This is a genomic window from Rhizobium sp. USDA 4016, assembly GCF_056279705.1.
This window is the reverse complement of sequence record NZ_JBWCCY010000004.1, coordinates 1,671,707-1,689,016: the sequence shown is the minus strand read 5'-3', so window position 1 is coordinate 1,689,016 and position 17,310 is coordinate 1,671,707. Positions and strand designations below refer to the sequence as shown.

21 protein-coding genes and 2 pseudogenes are annotated in these 17,310 nt (G+C 61.0%); 15 read left to right on the top strand and 8 right to left on the bottom strand.

Features of this window, described 5'->3' with window-relative positions:
• The first annotated feature begins 5 nt into the window (after nucleotides 1-5).
• Together ACZ9DP_RS23505 and ACZ9DP_RS23500 are read left to right on the top strand one after the other, a co-directional pair.
• Nucleotides 6-1,541, top strand: a complete 1,536-nt coding sequence (locus ACZ9DP_RS23505; RefSeq protein ID WP_074070294.1) for an MFS domain-containing histidine kinase — start codon at nucleotides 6-8, stop codon at nucleotides 1,539-1,541.
• Between the two features lie 42 nt (nucleotides 1,542-1,583).
• Entirely contained in the window at nucleotides 1,584-2,054 is a 471-nt protein-coding gene (locus tag ACZ9DP_RS23500; protein WP_476203742.1) for a GNAT family N-acetyltransferase, read from the top strand.
• An 18-nt stretch (nucleotides 2,055-2,072) separates the two neighbouring features.
• Here the strand turns inward: ACZ9DP_RS23500 and ACZ9DP_RS23495 are convergent, their stop codons facing one another.
• Together ACZ9DP_RS23495 and cobT are read right to left on the bottom strand one after the other, a co-directional pair.
• Nucleotides 2,073-2,465, bottom strand: coding sequence for a diacylglycerol kinase (locus ACZ9DP_RS23495; protein WP_239598492.1), 393 nt, complete (start codon nucleotides 2,463-2,465; stop codon nucleotides 2,073-2,075).
• 122 nt (nucleotides 2,466-2,587) lie between these two features.
• Nucleotides 2,588-3,604 (bottom strand): nicotinate-nucleotide--dimethylbenzimidazole phosphoribosyltransferase, encoded by a 1,017-nt coding sequence (gene cobT, locus ACZ9DP_RS23490; RefSeq protein WP_476203741.1) that lies wholly within the window; start codon nucleotides 3,602-3,604, stop codon nucleotides 2,588-2,590.
• Nucleotides 3,605-3,760: 156 nt separating this feature from the next.
• Here cobT and ACZ9DP_RS23485 point away from each other — a divergent pair, with 156 nt between their 5' ends.
• The 10 genes and pseudogenes from ACZ9DP_RS23485 to ACZ9DP_RS23440 form a co-directional block, all read left to right on the top strand.
• Nucleotides 3,761-4,543 carry an adenosylcobinamide-GDP ribazoletransferase gene (locus tag ACZ9DP_RS23485; RefSeq protein WP_476205465.1) on the top strand — a complete coding sequence of 261 codons (783 nt, stop codon included), beginning with the start codon at nucleotides 3,761-3,763 and terminating at the stop codon, nucleotides 4,541-4,543.
• A gap of 18 nt (nucleotides 4,544-4,561) precedes the next feature.
• Complete coding sequence (locus ACZ9DP_RS23480) at nucleotides 4,562-4,771, top strand: DUF1289 domain-containing protein (protein ID WP_074068513.1); 210 nt, start codon at nucleotides 4,562-4,564, stop codon at nucleotides 4,769-4,771.
• Complete coding sequence (locus ACZ9DP_RS23475; protein ID WP_074068515.1) at nucleotides 4,768-5,469, top strand: TIGR02281 family clan AA aspartic protease; 702 nt, start codon at nucleotides 4,768-4,770, stop codon at nucleotides 5,467-5,469. The genes ACZ9DP_RS23480 and ACZ9DP_RS23475 overlap by 4 nt, the downstream gene beginning before the upstream one ends.
• Before the next feature lie 213 nt (nucleotides 5,470-5,682).
• Nucleotides 5,683-6,006, top strand: a complete 324-nt coding sequence (locus tag ACZ9DP_RS23470) for an ArsR/SmtB family transcription factor (protein ID WP_074068517.1) — start codon at nucleotides 5,683-5,685, stop codon at nucleotides 6,004-6,006.
• The gene (locus ACZ9DP_RS23465) at nucleotides 6,003-6,434 is read left to right on the top strand and encodes an SRPBCC family protein (RefSeq protein WP_476203740.1); all 432 of its coding nucleotides are present in this window, start codon (nucleotides 6,003-6,005) and stop codon (nucleotides 6,432-6,434) included. The genes ACZ9DP_RS23470 and ACZ9DP_RS23465 overlap by 4 nt, the downstream gene beginning before the upstream one ends.
• Nucleotides 6,435-6,478: 44 nt before the next feature.
• On the top strand, nucleotides 6,479-6,706 hold the full coding sequence (locus ACZ9DP_RS23460; RefSeq protein WP_476203739.1) for a hypothetical protein: 228 nt from the start codon (nucleotides 6,479-6,481) through the stop codon (nucleotides 6,704-6,706).
• Nucleotides 6,707-6,711: 5 nt separating this feature from the next.
• The gene (locus ACZ9DP_RS23455) at nucleotides 6,712-7,179 is read left to right on the top strand and encodes a DUF1801 domain-containing protein (protein WP_476203738.1); all 468 of its coding nucleotides are present in this window, start codon (nucleotides 6,712-6,714) and stop codon (nucleotides 7,177-7,179) included.
• A gap of 9 nt (nucleotides 7,180-7,188) precedes the next feature.
• Nucleotides 7,189-7,638, top strand: a complete 450-nt coding sequence (locus tag ACZ9DP_RS23450; protein WP_476203737.1) for a DUF1801 domain-containing protein — start codon at nucleotides 7,189-7,191, stop codon at nucleotides 7,636-7,638.
• Between the two features lie 98 nt (nucleotides 7,639-7,736).
• Nucleotides 7,737-7,946, top strand: a complete 210-nt coding sequence (locus ACZ9DP_RS23445) for a hypothetical protein (protein WP_052451528.1) — start codon at nucleotides 7,737-7,739, stop codon at nucleotides 7,944-7,946.
• A 36-nt stretch (nucleotides 7,947-7,982) separates the two neighbouring features.
• A pseudogene (locus ACZ9DP_RS23440) lies at nucleotides 7,983-8,433 on the top strand (hypothetical protein); the annotation flags it as partial.
• Here ACZ9DP_RS23440 and ACZ9DP_RS23435 read toward each other — a convergent pair.
• From ACZ9DP_RS23435 to ACZ9DP_RS23420, 4 genes and pseudogenes are all read right to left on the bottom strand, one after another.
• On the bottom strand, nucleotides 8,434-9,195 hold the full coding sequence (locus ACZ9DP_RS23435; RefSeq protein WP_074061487.1) for an ABC transporter permease: 762 nt from the start codon (nucleotides 9,193-9,195) through the stop codon (nucleotides 8,434-8,436). It abuts the pseudogene before it with no gap.
• Nucleotides 9,192-10,119, bottom strand: a pseudogene (locus tag ACZ9DP_RS23430) (ABC transporter ATP-binding protein). Before ACZ9DP_RS23430 ends, ACZ9DP_RS23435 begins: the two are co-directional and overlap by 4 nt.
• Nucleotides 10,120-10,223: 104 nt before the next feature.
• Nucleotides 10,224-11,045, bottom strand: coding sequence for a sulfite exporter TauE/SafE family protein (locus ACZ9DP_RS23425; RefSeq protein WP_476203736.1), 822 nt, complete (start codon nucleotides 11,043-11,045; stop codon nucleotides 10,224-10,226).
• A 339-nt stretch (nucleotides 11,046-11,384) separates the two neighbouring features.
• Nucleotides 11,385-11,735, bottom strand: a complete 351-nt coding sequence (locus ACZ9DP_RS23420; protein ID WP_074068530.1) for a VOC family protein — start codon at nucleotides 11,733-11,735, stop codon at nucleotides 11,385-11,387.
• A gap of 285 nt (nucleotides 11,736-12,020) precedes the next feature.
• Here ACZ9DP_RS23420 and ACZ9DP_RS23415 point away from each other — a divergent pair, with 285 nt between their 5' ends.
• On the top strand, nucleotides 12,021-12,464 hold the full coding sequence (locus ACZ9DP_RS23415; protein WP_074068533.1) for an SRPBCC family protein: 444 nt from the start codon (nucleotides 12,021-12,023) through the stop codon (nucleotides 12,462-12,464).
• Between the two features lie 169 nt (nucleotides 12,465-12,633).
• On the opposite strand, the gene ACZ9DP_RS23410 is transcribed toward ACZ9DP_RS23415, so the two are convergent.
• Both ACZ9DP_RS23410 and ACZ9DP_RS23405 read right to left on the bottom strand, forming a co-directional pair.
• A complete protein-coding gene (locus tag ACZ9DP_RS23410) occupies nucleotides 12,634-13,911 on the bottom strand; it encodes an extensin-like domain-containing protein (RefSeq protein WP_476203735.1) in 1,278 nt (425 codons plus the stop codon).
• Between the two features lie 123 nt (nucleotides 13,912-14,034).
• Entirely contained in the window at nucleotides 14,035-15,849 is a 1,815-nt protein-coding gene (locus tag ACZ9DP_RS23405) for a methyl-accepting chemotaxis protein (protein WP_074070295.1), read from the bottom strand.
• Nucleotides 15,850-16,142: 293 nt separating this feature from the next.
• Here ACZ9DP_RS23405 and ACZ9DP_RS23400 point away from each other — a divergent pair, with 293 nt between their 5' ends.
• Together ACZ9DP_RS23400 and ACZ9DP_RS23395 are read left to right on the top strand one after the other, a co-directional pair.
• Nucleotides 16,143-16,529: an acyl-CoA thioesterase gene (locus tag ACZ9DP_RS23400; protein WP_074068537.1), complete on the top strand. Its 387-nt coding sequence runs from the start codon at nucleotides 16,143-16,145 to the stop codon at nucleotides 16,527-16,529.
• Between the two features lie 52 nt (nucleotides 16,530-16,581).
• Nucleotides 16,582-17,121 carry a hypothetical protein gene (locus ACZ9DP_RS23395; RefSeq protein WP_372417510.1) on the top strand — a complete coding sequence of 180 codons (540 nt, stop codon included), beginning with the start codon at nucleotides 16,582-16,584 and terminating at the stop codon, nucleotides 17,119-17,121.
• The last annotated feature ends 189 nt before the right edge of the window (nucleotides 17,122-17,310 follow it).

Below are 17,310 nucleotides of genomic sequence, written 5' to 3'. Positions count from 1 at the left end.
TGCACATGAGTACCGGCGTTAGCACATCGACCGATAAGATTATCGTCGACAAATCCCGCAGTCACCGCAACAAGCCTGTCTCCAGGGCTGTGCGGCAGACGCGCGAGCGGCTGCAATCCGGCCATTCCTCCGCCGCCGCCTTCGATCGGGACGCGCTCAGGATGTATATGAGCGCCTTCATTCAGGGCGCGTCGATCATGCCGCTCTTCGTCATCATCATTGCGGTCCTCGGCATCTATTTCACCGGCAACACACAAATCTTCCTCTGGGCCGTACTGACGCTGACTGCCTATGCGGCAAACGTCTATCTCGTGCGCCGCGCCCGCAAAAAGGAGATAACTCCGGAATCGGCGCGCAAATGGCGCCGCGTCTTGCTTTTCGGCCAGCTGATGATCGGCAGCTGCTGGGCCGTTTTTGCGCTTCAGGACTGCAGCGCCTGCGATCCCTCCGGCTTCATCCTTTTTAAGGGCGCGACGCTTCTCATCGCACTTTCCGTAACGGCAATGTCGAATTTCATGCTGACGCCCGCCGTGCTCGTTGCCTTCGCACCCTCCGTCGTGGCACTCGCTGCAAAGGCCGGCATCTCGCGCGACCTGCTTGAGCTCAGCCTCACTGCCGTTTTCACGACGACCATCATTTTCTTCAACTACATCAGCGACCGCCTCTTCCAGTCGAACCTCAAGATCCTCTCCTTCCAGTCGGAAAAGGACGACTTGATCGCCGAGCTCGAAGTCGCCAAATCCATGTCCGACGAAGCGCGCCGGCGCGCGGAAGAGGCCAACCTTGCCAAGTCGCGCTTCCTCGCCTCCATGTCACATGAGCTGCGCACGCCGCTGAACGCCATCCTCGGCTTCTCCGAGGTGATGTCGGCCGAGGTCATGGGCCCGCTGAACAATCCGACCTACAAGGAATATACGAACGACATCCACCGCTCCGGCCAGCATCTGCTGAACCTCATCAACGAGATCCTCGACCTATCGCGCATCGAGGCCGGGAAATACGAGCTCATCGAAGAAGCGATCTCGCTCCTTGATATCGCGGAAGATTGCATCGGCATGGTGCAACTGCGTGCCAGGGGCAAGAACATTTCCATCACCCAGCAGTTCGAACCGGAGCTGCCTTCTGTCTGGGCCGACGAGAAGTCGTTGCGCCAGGTGGTGCTGAACCTGCTCTCAAACGCAGTGAAGTTCACGCCGCAAGGCGGTGAAATCCATGTCAAGGTCGGCTGGACGGCAGGTGGCGGCCAGTACATCTCCATCAAGGACAACGGCCCTGGCATTCCCGAGGACGAAATCCCCGTCGTGCTCTCCGCCTTCGGCCAGGGCTCGATCGCCATCAAGAGCGCCGAACAGGGCACCGGCCTCGGCCTGCCGATCGTCCAGGCGATCCTTGCCAAGCATGACGGCCAATTTGTCCTGAAATCAAAGCTGCGCGAAGGCACCGAAGTGATCGCCATCCTGCCTGCCCGGCGCGTGCTGCAGAGCCTGCCGGCCGTCGAGGAAGCGCAGCCCGTTTCCCGCAAGCGGAAGAGCTTCGCTTAATCTCGGCAATCTGCGCGAAACCAGGGTGACAGATCAGTGCAAATGATATTGACCGTCAGAGAGGAAAGCCCGCGGCAAGATGACGTGGCGTCGCTTCTCTTACTGTCCGATGCAGTTGCGGCTTCGCTCTATCCCGGCGAGTATCGAAGGCCGCTCAATCCGGAGGCATTATCCGCACCACATATTTCAGTCTTTGTCGCACGCACTGGCGATCTTTCCGCAGCAGGGTGCTGCGCGCTCGTCGACGATCATGATGGCACGGCGGAGCTCAAGCGGATGATCGTGGATCAGAGGGTCAGACAAAGGGGCGTTGGAAGAGCACTGTTGCAAGCCGTGGAAGCAGCGGCCTTGTCCAAAGGAATTCGTCTTATCAAGATGGAAGTCGGTATCAGGAATACGGATGGACAAAGCCTGTATCGTTGGGCCGGATACAAGGAGCGCGGCCCCTTACGGCGCCTACAGGCCGTCACCGATCAGCCTGTTTTTCGAAAAAGCGATCGGAGAAAATCCTGATGCCTGACGCCATCCGCCTCAGGCGAAGACGATCGCGATGAGGCGCGTGCCGATCGTGACGAGAAGATAGAGCCCGCACGCGGCAATCGCGCAGAGGACGGCAAAGGAGCCAAGATCCTTCGCATGTTTGCCGACCATCGAGATTTCCGGCGAGATGCGGTCGATCACCTCCTCGATTGCCGTATTCAGCGCCTCGACGGCGAAGAGCACCAGAAACAGCACGACGGCAATCATCATTTCCCACAGCGATGCACCGACGGCGGCAAGCAGGATCAGCGAAACCGCGGCAAAAAGCAGCTCCTGCCGGAAAGCCGATTCCTTGATCAGGCGCTGGAAGCCCGCCCAGGAATAGACGGCGGCAGCGAAGAAATGGCTCACACCCGTCAGTTTGCCTATGGCAGGTTTGGTCAAAGCGCGCCCTCGTCTTGCAGTCGGCGGCGGCCGCAGCCGCCGTCTATCGGTCAAAATGCGAATACCGGTTCCAGGCTTCCGCCGCAAGCACCCGTCATCCATCTGACACAAAGCCGCAGCGCTCAGTGTCTGTTGGTAACGCCCGCCTGCGAGAATGTCGCCATTCCGGAATGGCAGGCCGCGGCGGCCTTCACGACGCCGGCGGCAAGGGCCGCACCCGTCCCCTCGCCAAGCCGCATGCCGAGCGAAAGAAGCGGCGTTTTGCCGAGCATCTCGATCGCCCTGAGATGCCCCGGTTCGCCTGAGACATGGCCGATCAGGCAGTGATCGAGCGCCGACGGATTGGCCGCCTGCAGGATGGCGCCTGCCGCCGTCGCCACATAGCCGTCGATCAGCACCGGTATCTTTTCGACGCGCGCAGCAAGAATGGCGCCGGCCATTGCCGCAATCTCGCGGCCGCCGAGGCGGCGCATGATTTCCAGCGGATCGTTCAGATGGTCGCGATGCAGCTCGACAGCGCGCTCGACGGCTGCCACCTTGCGCTCCAGCATCTCGCCCTCGGAACCGGTTCCCGGGCCGACCCAGTCGCGCGCCGAGCCGCCGTAAAGCGCGTAATTGATCGCCGCAGCGATCGTCGTGTTGCCGATCCCCATCTCGCCGATGCAGAGCAGGTCCGTGCCACCCGCAATCGCCTCCATGCCGAAGGCCATGGTCGCCGCGCAGTCGCGCTCGGAAAGTGCTGCCTCTTCGGTGATGTCGCCGGTCGGATAGTCGAGCGCCAGATCGAAGACCTTCAGCCCGAGATCGTAGGCGACGCAGATCTGGTTGATCGCCGCACCACCGGCAGCGAAATTCTCCACCATCTGCTGCGTCACCGCCGGCGGAAAGGGCGTGATACCCTGTTTCGCCACGCCGTGATTGCCGGCGAAGATCGCAACCAGCGGCCGGTTGACGGCCGGCGCTCTGCCCGTCCAGGCCGCCAGCCAGAAGGCGATCTCCTCGAGCCGCCCGAGCGCGCCCGGCGGCTTCGTCAGCTGCGCGTCGCGCTCGCGCGCTGCCACCAGCGCCCGGGTATCCGGTCCCGGCAGATCGCGCAGCAGCGCACGGAAATCGTCGAACGGCAGGCCTGAAACGCTCATGAATGCGGCTTCCTTGTATTTGCTTCGGTCCGGAGATCCGGGGTCAACTTGTCTTTTGCAGACAAATCGGCTTCTTTCGTCGCGACTCTATTAAAGGCAGCGGCCAGGCGTCACAACTCGAAAAGCGTCGAACCTTTCATGCATGAAGTTGGGGACATGAACATCAAGGCCTATGCGCTCGACACCGCCCGCGCCGTCGCTTTCCTGAGCCGGCTTCCCGTGCCGCAATGGGTCTTTTGCGCAGACGACGGCAAGCTCAGTCGCACGGTACGCGCCTTCCCGCTCGCCGGTATTCTGATCGGCCTTCTTCCGGCCCTCGTCTTTCTCATTCTCCTTGGCCTGCGCGCCGACCGTCTGATGGCGGCGTTCGTCGCACTCGCCGTCCAGACGCTCATCGTCGGCGCGCTGCACGAGGACGGGCTCTCCGACACTGCCGACGGCATCGGCGGCGGACGCGACCGCGACCACGCGCTGGCGATCATGAAGGACAGCCGCATCGGCAGCTACGGCGCGATTGCCCTCGTCTTCTCGCTAGCACTTCGCGCCGCAGCCCTTGCCGCCATCGCCCGCGAGGTCGCCCCCCTTGCCGCCGCCTTCGCTATTCCCGCGGCCGCCTGCCTCAGCCGTGCCGCCCTCGTCTGGCACTGGCACCGTCTGCCGCCCGCAAAAACGGACGGCATCGCCGCCTCCTCGGGCCAGCCCGGCGAAAGCGCAATGCATGTCGCGGTCGTGTCGGCCTGCCTCTTTTCAGCCCTTCTCGTCTGGCCGGCGCTCGGCCTGCTGGCGCTTGTCTGCAGCCTGCTTGCAACCGGCATCGCGGTCATCGCCTTCACGCTCTATATCCGCCGCAAGCTTGCGGGCCATACGGGGGATACGCTCGGCGCCGCCCAGCAGATTTCCGAAATCGCAGCTTTCTGCGCCCTTGCCACGGCCTTGTGAAATCACGATATTCCGCTCATGCAAACGCCCTGCATCCACGTATGCTCGATCGATCCCGCAACCGGCTTTTGCACGGGTTGCGGCCGCACGCTTCAGGAGATCGGCAACTGGATGTCCTATTCGGATGAGGAAAGGCAACGCATCATGACTGTCCTTGCCGCGCGCCTCTTTGCCGAACCGGCGGCCCTGGTCCGCGAGGCGGCCGCAATGCCGGAGCACCGTTCATGAACCGGCTCGGGCTCTTCCTTCTGATCCTCGCGATCGGCCTTGCGGTGCTCGTCTACAACCACGACAGCGACCGCGTGCTCGGCATGAACATCGACGATTTCGGGCGCATGGTCTATCTCCTGCCGATCGTGCTGATGCTGTCTGCCGGCATTTGGGCAAGCCGCCGCAGCGCCGGCGAAACCATGCGCAACCTGATGATCTGGCTGGTCATCATCCTGGCCCTCGCAACCGTCTATCTCTACCGCCAGGACCTGTTCGGCGTCGGCAACCGCCTGCTTGCCGGCCTCGTGCCTGGCCGTGCCGTCGTCGTCACCACCAGCGAGGGCAGCAGCGAGATCATCCTACACAAACTGCTGAACGGCCATTTCGAGGCCGACGTCTCCGTCAACGGCCAGACGATCCCGATGCTCGTCGATACCGGCGCCAGCATGGTGGCCCTGTCGCATGCGGATGCCGAGCGGATCGGTATCATCCCTGAAAACCTCACTTATTCGATGACCGTCATGACGGCGAACGGCCGCGCCCGCGCCGCGCCCGTGACGCTCGACCGCATCGCCATCGGCCCCATCGTGCGCACCGACGTCGCCGCCAGCGTCGCCGAAGACGGCGCGCTCGACCAGAGCCTGCTCGGCATGAGCTTCCTCCAAACGCTGGGTTCCCTGCAGATGCAGACGGACGAGCTCAGGATGCGCGACTAGGCTGCTCAATAGCAGCAACAGGGGCGCGCTTCGCCTCATTGCCACGGCCACGCATCTTCGGTGACCACAATGCACCACGCATAGCCAACGGGGTATGGTAAAATGGCGGATGCCTATTCGGTGATCGGCACATCCCGCTCCGCGTTTCAGCTTGACTCACTCATACCTCTACGACTATACGTCGATCAATAGTCAGCGGGGTATGGATCCCAAATGTCGAACGATCCCGATATGCTCTTCAGAACGCTCGCCGATCCGACCCGGCGAGCTCTCTTCGAGCGGCTGTGCCGCGAGGGAGAAAAGACGGTCGGGGCCTTGACGGCCCGGGCCGGGGTCTCACAGCCGGTCGTCTCAAAGCATCTTGGAGTCCTGAAGCAGGCCGGGTTGGTGCGCGACCGACACGAAGGCCGCCATACGCACTATAGCGCGCAACTCGGCGCCCTGGCCCCGCTGATCGACTGGACAAGCCAGATGGCGGGCTTCTGGCAGAGCCGGTTCAACGACCTCGAAGATCTGCTCAAAAGGATGGACCAATGAACAAAGCCGCGACCGAATCGCTTTCCGTCATTGTCGAACGGGAGATTCCTTTTCCGCCGGAAAAGATCTGGCGCGCGCTCACGCAACCACACCTGATCGAGGAGTGGCTCATGAAGAACGACTTCAAGCCTGACGTAGGCCACCTTTTCAATCTTCGCGGAGACTGGGGCGGCGTGCTGGACTGCGAAGTCCTCGCCGTCGAGCCGAACAGAACACTATCCTACACTTGGAATTTTGCGCACAATGATGCAGCCTTTAATCTGCAGAGCGTCGTGACCTTTACGCTCACCCCAACGAGCACGGGAACCCACCTGCGCATGGAGCAGTCGGGCTTCCGGCCGGATCAGAAGCAGGCTTACGGAGGCGCAAAGGCAGGGTGGCAGCAGTTCTTTGCAAACCTGGAGCAGGTCTTGACGCGGGCAGACTGATGTTTTCCGTGTTGCGCTTCGGCTGATACTCAGAGGAGGCCCCATTGGACTGGAATTATTGGATTCGGCAGTTCCACCGCTGGCTGTCTATCGCCTTTACGGCGACCGTGATCGCCAACTTCGTCGCGATGGGCTTGGGAGAACCTCCCGGCTGGGTCGTCTACTCGCCACTGCTGCCGCTATTCTTGCTCCTGTTTAGCGGTCTCTACATGTTCGTGCTGCCTTACGCCACGAAGTGGCGCAGCGCGCGAAGCGTCAGCGGGGAGGCATGAACACAATGGACCGCAAGACGCCCACGAAGTCAGCGAAGGCCGCAAACGAGGCCACAGCCAAACCGGCCTCCACAGAACCAGTCCTCCTCTCAGGCGGCAACCCTCAGATCGCCAAGGGTTACGGCGACGCCCCCGTGCAGGCCTACGTCGCGGCCATGCCGGGCTGGAAGAGCGACGTCGGGCGCCGCCTCGACGCGCTCATCGAGCGCACCGTCCCCGGCGTGCACAAGGCGGTCAAATGGAACTCGCCCTTCTATGGTGTCGAGGACCATGTCTGGTTCCTCAGCTTTCATTGCTTCACGAAATACGTGAAAGTGACGTTCTTCCGCGGCACATCGCTTCGCCCTCTTCCGCCCGGCCGATCCAAGCACAAGGACGTGCGCTATCTCGACATCCATGAGGACGAACTGGACGAAGCTCAGTTCGCCGACTGGGTGAAGCAAGCCAGCCAGTTGCCCGGCGAACGACTGTGAGCGACCACCATGATGAAAGCGACAACCACCATGAAGAAGAACGCCGTGAAGGAAGCAGAAGCCTCTCCGTCTCAACTGATCGATGCGAAAGTAGCGGCGCTGGGCGATTGGCGGGGCGAGACGCTCGCCCGGCTGCGAAGCCTCATCAAGAAGGCCGACCCCGAAGTGGTCGAGGAGGTAAAATGGAGAAAGCCCTCGAACATGTTAGGGGTTCCCGTGTGGGAGCACGCCGGCATCATCTGCACCGGCGAGACCTATAAGAATGCCGTGAAGTTGACCTTGGCCAAGGGAGCCTCCTTGGAGGATCCCTCAGGCCTCTTCAACTCCAGCCTCGAAGGCAACACGAGGCGCGCCATCGATTTCCATGAGGGCGACGAGATCGATGAAAAAGCGTTGGAGGCGCTCATTCGCGCCGCTGTGGCACTGAACACCTCGCAGAAGGCACCCAAGAGCGCTTGAGGAGCGGCGCATAGCGTCGCGCCCGGCTCTATATTCTTCAACCCGTGGAACCTTGCGTCCCGCATCTGGGTTGAAAGGATTGAAAGGAGGCGCTGGCCATGGATAATCCCTCGAAGCAACTCGCGGACGAATATATACGCCTGGGCGGCCATCGCCGGGCGGTGATCGACGATAACATCGTATCCACACGCTGCTGGGAAAAAGATACGCCCGAGGCCGCACAATTCTGGAAAGACCGTATAGACACCCTGGATGCCGCCAACCGCAGGCAGGTCGTATCCTTCCTGCCGACAATCAACAGGATCTGATCGCCGGCCGGCACAGTCTTGCAAAGGCGGCCGATCATGTCGAACAGCGCCAAGACCGGCGGCACGGACGCGTTTAACTGGCATCAGCCGCACACGCTTCGGTAAATCGGTCGAAAGCCAAGCGCAGATCGATGATGCTGCGAAGGAGGCTTCCGCAGCAGCGGGCGATGGCGGAGCGCTCAATGTCCATCGCCTGGTCCCGGTCGCCGCCGCCAACGATCTGAACTGGCAAAATTCACCCTCGCAGGGCGAGATCGTGGTCGAAGCCCGCACGGCAGGCGATGCCAGCATCGTCGCCGCAAGCTGCGAACTCGATTCTCATGGAGGTCGATTCAGCGCCGCCGAAGACGTTACGACGATGAACGCCAGCGCCTTCCGCAACGACAAGCTCTATACCGTCGTCGAGATCGAGCACGGCAGGCGCTTAGAGCGCGGCGTTTTCGAAGGCAATATCGCCGTCGACAACATCCGCCGGCGCAGGCCTGACTCAGTTCCGCAGCCGGTATCCCGTCTTGAAAATCCAGCCAAGTGTCGCAAGGCAGATCGCCAGGAACATGGTGATCATCCCAAGGCTGAGCAACGGATTGACGTCGGCGATGCCGTAGAAGCTCCAACGGAAACCGCTCACCAGATAGAGCACCGGATTGAAGTGGCTGACGGCCTGCCAGAAGGGCGGCAGCATGTTGATCGAATAGAAGCTGCCGCCAAGGAAGGTCAGCGGCGGCACCACGAGCATCGGGATCAGGTTCAACTGCTCGAAGTTGCCTGCCCATATGCCGATCATGAAGCCGAACAGGCTGAAAGTGACCGCCGTCAGCAGGAAGAACAGGATCATCATGAAGGGATGCTCGATCCTGACCTCCACGAAGGCATTGGCCGTCAGAAGGATAATGAGCCCGATCAGCAGCCCCTTGGTGGCCGCAGCTCCCACATAGCCGAGCAGGATCTCCGTCATCGCAACCGGCGCTGACAGCACCTCGTAGATCGTGCCGGTGAATTTCGGAAAATAGATGCCGAAGGAACCGTTGCCGATGCATTGCCCGAGCAGCGTCAGCATGATGAGCCCCGGCGTGATGAAGGCGCCGTAGGAAACGCCTTCCACCTCTTGGATGCGCGAGCCGATCGCCGCGCCGAAGACGATGAAATAGAGCGAGGTGGAAATCACCGGCGAGAAGACGCTCTGCAGCAGCGTGCGGCGCGTGCGCGCCATTTCGAAGAAATAGATCGACTTGATGGCTTCGAAGTTCATTTCGTGCCTCCCACGAGCGCCACGAAGATATCCTCGAGCGAACTCTGCCGCGTCGAAAGATCCTTGAAGTGGATGTTCTGCGCCGCAAGCCGGGTGAGCAGCGCGGCGATGCTCTCCTGCTCGCTATGCGCATCGAAATCGTAGATCAACCGGTTTCCGTCGGGTTCCAGCGACAGGCCGTTTCCGGAGAAACATTCGGGCAGCTCGTCCAGCGGTTCGGCAAGCTCGAGGATCAGCTGCTTGCGGCCGAGCTTGGTCATCAGCGCGGTCTTGTCTTCGACCAGCAGCAGCTTGCCGCCGTTGATCACGCCGACGCGGTCGGCGATCTCTTCGGCCTCTTCGATGTAATGCGTCGTCAGGATGATGGTGACGCCGGACTCGCGCAGCCTTTCCACGACCCGCCACATATCCTTGCGCAGCGTCACGTCGACGCCCGCCGTCGGCTCGTCGAGGAAGAGGATCTCCGGCTCGTGGCTGAGTGCCTTGGCGATCAGCACGCGCCGCTTCATGCCGCCGGAAAGCTCCCGCAGCATATTGTCCTTCTTGTTCCACAGCGAAAGGTCGCGCAGCACCTTCTCGATATGCGCCGGGTTCGGCTTCTTGCCGTGCAGCCCGCGGGAAAAGCTCACCGTATTCCAGACGGTCTCGAACTGATCCGTCGTCAGTTCCTGCGGCACCAGCCCGATCATCGTCCGCGTCGCCCGGAAATCCTTGACGACATCGTGCCCGGCGACCAGCACTTGGCCGCTGCTCGGATTGACGATGCCGCAGACGATCGAAATCATCGTCGTCTTGCCCCGCGCCGTTCGGCCCGAGCAGGGCCAGGATCTCGCCCTTCTCGACATCGAGATCGATGCCTTTCAGCGCCTCGAACCCGTTGGCGTAGCTTTTTGTGAGGTTTCGGATGGAAATGATGGGTGCCATTGCGGATTTCTTGAGTATTTCCTCGTTTTTCGTCCGCTATATAGCCCCTTTGTTACACTTTGACATCCTGCCGGCGCTGAACAGACTATTCAGCGAAAGCATCTTTATGCGTAGATGCTGATGAGGAACCGCGCCGCAGTGACGATCAGGAAGATGCCGAAGCCGATCTCCAATTGACGCTTGCTCATCCGGTGGGCGAGCCGCGCGCCGATCGGGGCGATATACATCGTCAGCGGAATAATGAACACCACGGCGATCCAGTTGATGAAGCCGGTCGAAAACGGTGGCAGGCCCGATACACCCCAACCGGCCCAGACATAGCCGAACAATCCGGGCAGCGAGATCAGCACGCCAACGCCTGCAGACGTCGCCACCGCCTGGTGCATCGGCCGCGAATAGAGCGTCATGAAGGTATTGTTGAGAACGCCGCCGCCGATCCCCATCAGGCCGGAAAGAATACCGATGCCCGTCCCGACCAGGAACTTGAATGGATTACCCGGCAAGTCGCTGCCGAGCCGCCAGCTCGCGCGGTTGAACATCATGCGGAAGGCGACGAGCAGCGCGACGGCTGCAAAGATCAATCGCAAGGTCACGCTCGACGCTTCAGAGGCAATCACCGCCGCGATAATCGCGCCGAGCGGCACGGCGATGATCCAACCGCTCAGGAGCTTCTGGTCGACCGCCCCGTGACTGCGATGCGCCATATAGGACCTGAGCGACGTCGGAACGATGATCGCAAGCGAGGTGCCGACCGACAGGTGCATGCGCACCGCCTCCGGCACATCGAGCCAGCCGAACACCTGATAAAAGACCGGAACGAGGATCGCGCCGCCGCCGATGCCGAAGAGACCGGCAAGCAGGCCCGCAACCGCGCCCGCAGCCGCCAGCATCAGTGCAAAAAGGGCAAGCTCCGAAACAGCCGGCATCGCGATCTCCCCACCTTCCAAGCAGGCCGGATCACGGAAAAGAAAATCAGCCGCAGGTTTTATTTGTCATCAAGCGGTGATCTTCTTCGCAGATAAGAAGTGTCGAGGCAAGCAACGGCTTCCGCGCCGCCGCCCATTCCTTTGCGGAACCGTTTCCAGGGCGCTCGTTACGTCCGATTTTCGCTGCCTCGCGTATAGTAAGCAGTCATTGCCAGTCACGAAATCCTAAGAATCCGGCCTCGCGTTCCCCTGCCCGGCCGGCCCAGCTTGAGCCGGCTCCTGGGCCGGCTTTCTTTTTTTCGTCTAAAAGCATCCGATTCCTGCCATACCGCAGTGAAATTACGCATGCCTCAGGATATTCACCAGGCGCCCGAAAGGGTCGCGCACGTAAAATCGCCGCACCCCCCAAGGCTCGCTCGCCGGACCATATTCCACCACGATACCTTCGCGGATGACCCGCTGATAGACCTCATCGAGATTGTCGACTTCGATAGAAAGGTCGGGCACAGCCGTTCCGGAGCCACCTTCGGTCGCAAAGCTGACCTGCGGCCCCGCGCTCGCATCCGCCGCATAAGTTACGATCCATCCATGATCCATGACGACATCCATGCCGAGGATGCCCTGGTAGAAAGCCTTGGCGGCTTCTATATCGGAAACCGCAATGTTCGCGACAATGCGTTTGACGGTCATGTCGTCCTCCCTGATAGCGTGCCATGGGACAATACTCACGGTCGCAATGGTGGGATGTAATTTGGTCGCCTATGCGGCAGCCGGTCAGCCTCTAGTGGGCAACGTCTGCGTTTTGGCGCAAAGCGGAAGGGTTTGTTTTTCCGACGATGGCTGATCTCGGTTAAGATCGTACAGCGTGGGGCCTCAGTAATTTTACCTCAACAACAGATCGATCCGGTGTCGGATTGGCAAAGCCTCGTACGTCCTTAGGATCGTCAATTCCATCAATTCAAAAGGATCACGACCATGCCGAACACCATACGCTTGCATCGCGTCCTGGCAACCAGCCCGGAGAAGGTCTATCGCGCGTTTCTCGAAGCGGATGCGCTCGCCAAGTGGCTTCCCCCTAACGGCTTTACCTGCACTGTGCATCACTTTGAACCGACAGTCGGCGGAAAGTTCAAAATGTCCTTCCGGAACTTTACAACGGGCAAAAGCCACGCATTTGGTGGCGAATATGTCGAGCTCGCCCCAGGCGAACGCCTGCGCTACACGGACAAATTCGACGACCCCAACCTGCCTGGCGAAATGGAAGTCGCTGTGACCTTGAAGAAAGTTTCGGTCGGGACCGAGCTGGAGATAACGCAGGCAGGCGTGCCCGACGTTATTCCACCAGAGGCGTGTTACCTCGGTTGGCAGGAGTCGCTGCGAAACCTGGCACGGCTCGTCGAGCCGGAGATCAATGAGTAGCACTCAGGATCGAGCAAAGGTTGTCGGGATCGGATCGCGTTGACGATCTTCGCGATCCGGTCTGAGAATACGCTTTAAGTCGGCATTGCCAATGCGAGCGCTCCGCCTGGCTCTTGGCGCCAAGCTGCCATCCGCTACCCACCTGCCCCGCATCGGTCGCCCACCAGGTTTAATTGCAATAAATCCTGCCGCCTTTGCGGGATCTGAGATCGAAGTGAAAATGGTTCCAGTGCTCCGGGTTGCTGCCGGGACCGAGCACGGTGTTGAAATACCGGCAGCTGTCGGAGCGCACGGCCTTGAGTAGCCTGCCCTCGCGGAACGAGAAGAGGCCCTTCCTGCGCACGTCGATCTGGTGGCCGTTCTTCAGCACGAACTTGCCGACGTCGATCGCGTTGCCGCGTGCGTGTTCGGACATCGGATTATATCTCTGGCGGCTGTTGTTCATGCGCCGGCAGGAATAGCCGCCGAGCGGCTGGATCGTCTTGACGCCAGACCAGTAGCGAAAGCGGGCCGATGGCGCGAGTTCGTTCTTCACCCATTTGGCGAAGGCAAGCGTCACCTGGCAGTTCAGCGTCACCGCAGGCCTCACGCCGATATTGCCGGAAAGCCCCTGCAGCGAGACCGGATAAGGCACCTGGCAGGACGGGCCGTCGTTGATCGCCGGCTTATCGGTGAAGATCACGCCCATGCGCTTCAGCTCACGGCGGCAGGCAAGCTCGGAGGCCGGCATCACGTTCGGGTCCGGGGCGACGGGCCGGCTCATCATCGGGTCGTTCGGCCTGAGCATCGCCACTTCCTGGCTCTCGTCCTCTTCGGGAACGCGCGACGGCTCGATCACCGAACTGCCGTCGTTCCACACGGGGGCACGGCTCATCTCGGCTTGTGCGGCGGGCCGCGGCATTGCCGTCCGGTTCAATTGCGTCGGATTGTCGGTGCCGATCCCGTCGACCACAGGTTCAGCCGAATTTCCTTCGGCGATCTGCATCTGCTGTTCCTGCGCCAGCCCGACGACGGGTTCCGCGCCAAGCTCCGCATCCATGTTGACGCCACCGGAAGGCACTGCAAGCTGCTGGGTGCCGCCCCAGTTCCGCGGCTGCCCCTGCCCTTGCGCCAGTCCCTCATCGCTGTCGATCATCGGCAGCTTCTTCGGCATCGGCTGGCTGCCCGCGCGCGCAGAATGCCCGGCGCCTGCAAGGTTCGGCGTGTCGAGATAATCGATCGAGCCTTCCGTGTTTGAAACCGGTGCGTTGGAAACGGGATAGGACGGCTGCGCATCGGCGGGCGCCATGCGCTTCGCGCCTTGCCCCGGCATAGGCGAGATCGAACTCACCTTGGTCCCCCGGTCGATGCTTGCCGGCGGTATCATGCCGTCGCTGATGGAACAGGTCGCGAGGGTGGTGGATATCAGGACCGGCAGCGCGACGCGCCGCAAAAGGGAGGTAGACACAATACTCTCCATCGCTCCCGCAGCCCTGCTTGCATTGAAGAATTTGACTCGAATTTAGCTAAAAACGATGAATGAAAGCTTACCCTTGGGAGTGGAGCCGGGCGAGCCCGGCTCCACTGCTGATCAAGCTGCGTGCCGTGCGTAATGCTGCGACGTGCGCGAGCCGAGGCGGAACTTGGCAAGCAGCGTACGAAGCTGGCTGCTCTCTTCGGCAAGCGTCTGGCTCGCCGCCGTCGTCTCCTCCACCATGGCAGCGTTCTGCTGGGTCATCTGATCCATGTGGTTGACCGAGGTGTTGATCTCGTGGAGGCCCGTTGCCTGCTCGCGCGCCGCGGTGGCAATTGTATTCACATGGTCGTTGACCTTGTTCACCAGCGTCTCGATCTCGACCAGAGCATCGCCCGTCGAGCGAACCAGCGCCACGCCGGATTCGACTTCCGCCGCCGAGTTGCTGATCAGCGTCTTGATCTCCTTGGCGGCGTTTGCCGAACGTTGCGCGAGTTCACGAACCTCTTGCGCCACGACCGCAAAGCCCCGGCCGGCCTCGCCTGCGCGTGCGGCCTCGACACCGGCATTCAGCGCCAAAAGGTTGGTCTGGAACGCGATCTCGTCAATCACGCCGATGATCTGGCCGATCCGGCTGGAGGAGTCCTCAATCCGGCTCATCGCGCTAACGGCATTCCGCACGATTTCGCCGGATTTTCCAGCACTCGCCTTGGTCTCGGCGACCATCTCGCGGGCTTCGGTCGCCCGTTCGGACGCGGTCCGCACCGTTGCGGTAATCTCATCGAGTGCGGCTGCCGTCTCTTCGAGAGCAGCAGCCTGCTGCTCGGTGCGCTTCGACAGATTGTTGGTAGCCTCGCTGATACCCGATGCGTTGTCGTTCACGACATTGCTCGATTCGGCGATCGCCTGGATGACGTCGTTGAGCGCGCCGACGGCGGCATTGAAGTCGGTGCGCAGCTTTGAATAGTCCTCGCCCAGATCGCCGATCGAAACCGTGAGATCGCCTGCTGCAAGCTTCTCGAGGCCGGCCCCCAGCGTCTGCATCGCGTGGTTCTGGCGCTCGGCTGCGGCGCGCAGGCTCTCTTCATTGCCGCGGCGTTCGCCGTCGATCTCGCGCTGGCGCTCGTCTTCACGGGCACGCATTTTGGTGCGGTCGAGCATCGAGTCGCGCAATACCAGCAGGGCCTTTGCCATGTGGCCGATCTCGTCCCGCCGATCGCTGTCGGAGACTTCGACCGCCCCGTTCTCGCCTGCGATCTCATGCATCGCCGCGCCGATCCGTGCGACGGGTGCGGTAACGCTCTTGACGATCGCATAGGCGACGGAAACGATGATCGCAGCTCCGATCGCGCAAAGGATCGCCGTCCAGATCGCATTCTGCCAGTAGAGGGCTGCAAGGTCGTCGGAATAGACGCCGGTGCCGACGATCCAGCCCCAGGGCTCGAAGCCAGCGACGTGCGAGTATTTCAGGACGGGCTGTTCAGCACCTGGCTTCGGCCAATAGTAGTCGACAAAACCCTCGCCACGGGCCTTCACGACATTGACGAATTCCATGAATAGGAATTTGCCGGCCGGGTCCTTGTTCTGCGAAAGGTCGGTGCCGTTCAGCTCCGGCTTGATCGGATGCATCACCATGACCGGGTGCATGTCGTTGATCCAGAAGTAGCCGCTGCCGCCGTAGCGCATGGCAGCGATCACGTCTTTCGCCGCCGTTTGCGCCTCATCGCGCGTCAGCGTGCCGGCCTGTTCCATCTTGTAGTATTTCTGCAGGATGTTGACCGCCGTCGCGTCCATCTGCGCAAGACCGGATTTTCTTTCCATTTCCAGTTCGGAATAAGAATAGTTCAGAAAGAAAACCATCGTCGCCACAAAGATCGCCAGCGTCAGGCCGACGAGACAATAGAGACGCGTTGATATCTTGATGTTACGCATGAATTCCCCCGGCATTCCCATGCAGAATCGATCTTTGAATGATGAGGGGGATCCATTACTGGACGGTGAACTAATATTAGAGTGAGGCGACATAACGTAACGGAAGGTGGATGCCGGCGGTCCGGCTCCCGTTGCAACAATCTGAATTATCTTAGAATTTTATATTAAAGAGATTTATTTCAGTACCGGCGACACCTAGCGCACAAACGCCGGCCGTTTGCGTGTTCATTTCGCTTGCGCTTTGCATTACCGTGCGGGCGGAATCGAAACCGCAAACATCACGAAGTAGGACCATGACCGAGACCCCGAAGCCGAAAGGCGAATTGACGCTCCGCACGCTTGCCATGCCTGGCGACGCCAACCCCGCAGGCGATATCTTCGGCGGATGGGTCATGGCGCAGATGGACCTGGCGAGCGGCATCCGCGCCGCCGAACGCGCCAGGGGCCGCGTGGTCACCGCCGCGGTCAAGGAAATGGCTTTCCAGTTGCCGGTGAAGATCGGCGACACACTTTCGGTCTTTACCGACATCGACCGCGTCGGCCGTACCTCGATCACCCTCTGCGTCGAGGCCTGGGCGCACCGTTCGCGCTACAACAAGATGGAAAAGGTCACGGCCGGCACCTTCATCATGGTGGCGCTCGACGAAAACGGCGCGCCGAAGCCGGTCCCCGAGGAGTGACATCGTGCAGGCGGCGGCGACACCGGAGGTCTTCGTTTATATCCGCGCCATAATGGCGATGGTCATCGGCCTCAGCCTCACCCGCCTGCTCACGGGTCTCGCCGGCATCGTCCAGTCGCCTAAGAAACACCGCGTCTACCACGTCCATCTCGGTTGGGTCGCGTCGATGTTCCTCTTCATCATCCATTTCTGGTGGTGGGAGTATCGCCTCGGCTCGCTGGTCGTCATCACCTTCGGCGTTTACCTCTTCCTCATCAGCTTCTGCTGCCTGTTTTATTTCCTTAGCGTCCTGCTCTTCCCGACCTCGATCGAGGAGTATGGCGACTACGAGGACTATTTCATCTCCCGGCGCACATGGTTCTTCGGCATGCTGGCGCTGACCTATGCCGTGGACCTCGGCGATACCTGGCTCAAGGGCCAGGCCTATGTCCATGCGCTCGGCCGTGAATATCTCATCCGCAACCTCGCCTATATCGTCCTCTGCGTCGTCGCGGCTTGGACGCGGAACCGCCGCTTCCACATCGCCTTCGTCAGCCTCGGCCTGCTCTATCAGATCAGCTGGATCTTCCGGCTCTATGATGTGCTTGGGTGAGGTATGCTTAGGTCTCCGTCTGACCCGTAAGCGGGAGACTTCATCTTTTATGGCGGCAATTGGTTCCATCCATCCTCATTCCTGTGCCGGTCGCAGGAATCCAGCCACCTGCGCAGTTCGGTAGAAGTGCCACCAACGGCAGCTTCCTTTCTTGAAGTCGATCGACGTGTCCGAAGGGTAGCTCACCAA

Excerpts from the sequence above, each read along its gene's own strand:
- ACZ9DP_RS23425 (WP_476203736.1), bottom strand. The coding sequence starts at position 11,045 with ATGCCGGCTGTTTCGGAGCTTGCCCTTTTTGCACTGATGCTGGCGGCT.
- ACZ9DP_RS23400 (WP_074068537.1), top strand. The coding sequence starts at position 16,143 with ATGACCGAGACCCCGAAGCCGAAAGGCGAATTGACGCTCCGCACGCTT.
- ACZ9DP_RS23420 (WP_074068530.1), bottom strand. The coding sequence starts at position 11,735 with ATGACCGTCAAACGCATTGTCGCGAACATTGCGGTTTCCGATATAGAA.
- ACZ9DP_RS23470 (WP_074068517.1), top strand. The coding sequence starts at position 5,683 with ATGTCGAACGATCCCGATATGCTCTTCAGAACGCTCGCCGATCCGACC.
- cobT (WP_476203741.1), bottom strand. The coding sequence starts at position 3,604 with ATGAGCGTTTCAGGCCTGCCGTTCGACGATTTCCGTGCGCTGCTGCGC.
- ACZ9DP_RS23450 (WP_476203737.1), top strand. The coding sequence starts at position 7,189 with ATGATGAAAGCGACAACCACCATGAAGAAGAACGCCGTGAAGGAAGCA.
- ACZ9DP_RS23405 (WP_074070295.1), bottom strand. The coding sequence starts at position 15,849 with ATGCGTAACATCAAGATATCAACGCGTCTCTATTGTCTCGTCGGCCTG.
- ACZ9DP_RS23445 (WP_052451528.1), top strand. The coding sequence starts at position 7,737 with ATGGATAATCCCTCGAAGCAACTCGCGGACGAATATATACGCCTGGGC.
- ACZ9DP_RS23480 (WP_074068513.1), top strand. The coding sequence starts at position 4,562 with ATGCAAACGCCCTGCATCCACGTATGCTCGATCGATCCCGCAACCGGC.
- ACZ9DP_RS23475 (WP_074068515.1), top strand. The coding sequence starts at position 4,768 with ATGAACCGGCTCGGGCTCTTCCTTCTGATCCTCGCGATCGGCCTTGCG.
- ACZ9DP_RS23485 (WP_476205465.1), top strand. The coding sequence starts at position 3,761 with ATGAACATCAAGGCCTATGCGCTCGACACCGCCCGCGCCGTCGCTTTC.
- ACZ9DP_RS23455 (WP_476203738.1), top strand. The coding sequence starts at position 6,712 with ATGGACCGCAAGACGCCCACGAAGTCAGCGAAGGCCGCAAACGAGGCC.
- ACZ9DP_RS23395 (WP_372417510.1), top strand. The coding sequence starts at position 16,582 with ATGGCGATGGTCATCGGCCTCAGCCTCACCCGCCTGCTCACGGGTCTC.
- ACZ9DP_RS23435 (WP_074061487.1), bottom strand. The coding sequence starts at position 9,195 with ATGAACTTCGAAGCCATCAAGTCGATCTATTTCTTCGAAATGGCGCGC.
- ACZ9DP_RS23500 (WP_476203742.1), top strand. The coding sequence starts at position 1,584 with ATGATATTGACCGTCAGAGAGGAAAGCCCGCGGCAAGATGACGTGGCG.
- ACZ9DP_RS23465 (WP_476203740.1), top strand. The coding sequence starts at position 6,003 with ATGAACAAAGCCGCGACCGAATCGCTTTCCGTCATTGTCGAACGGGAG.
- ACZ9DP_RS23415 (WP_074068533.1), top strand. The coding sequence starts at position 12,021 with ATGCCGAACACCATACGCTTGCATCGCGTCCTGGCAACCAGCCCGGAG.
- ACZ9DP_RS23505 (WP_074070294.1), top strand. The coding sequence starts at position 6 with ATGAGTACCGGCGTTAGCACATCGACCGATAAGATTATCGTCGACAAA.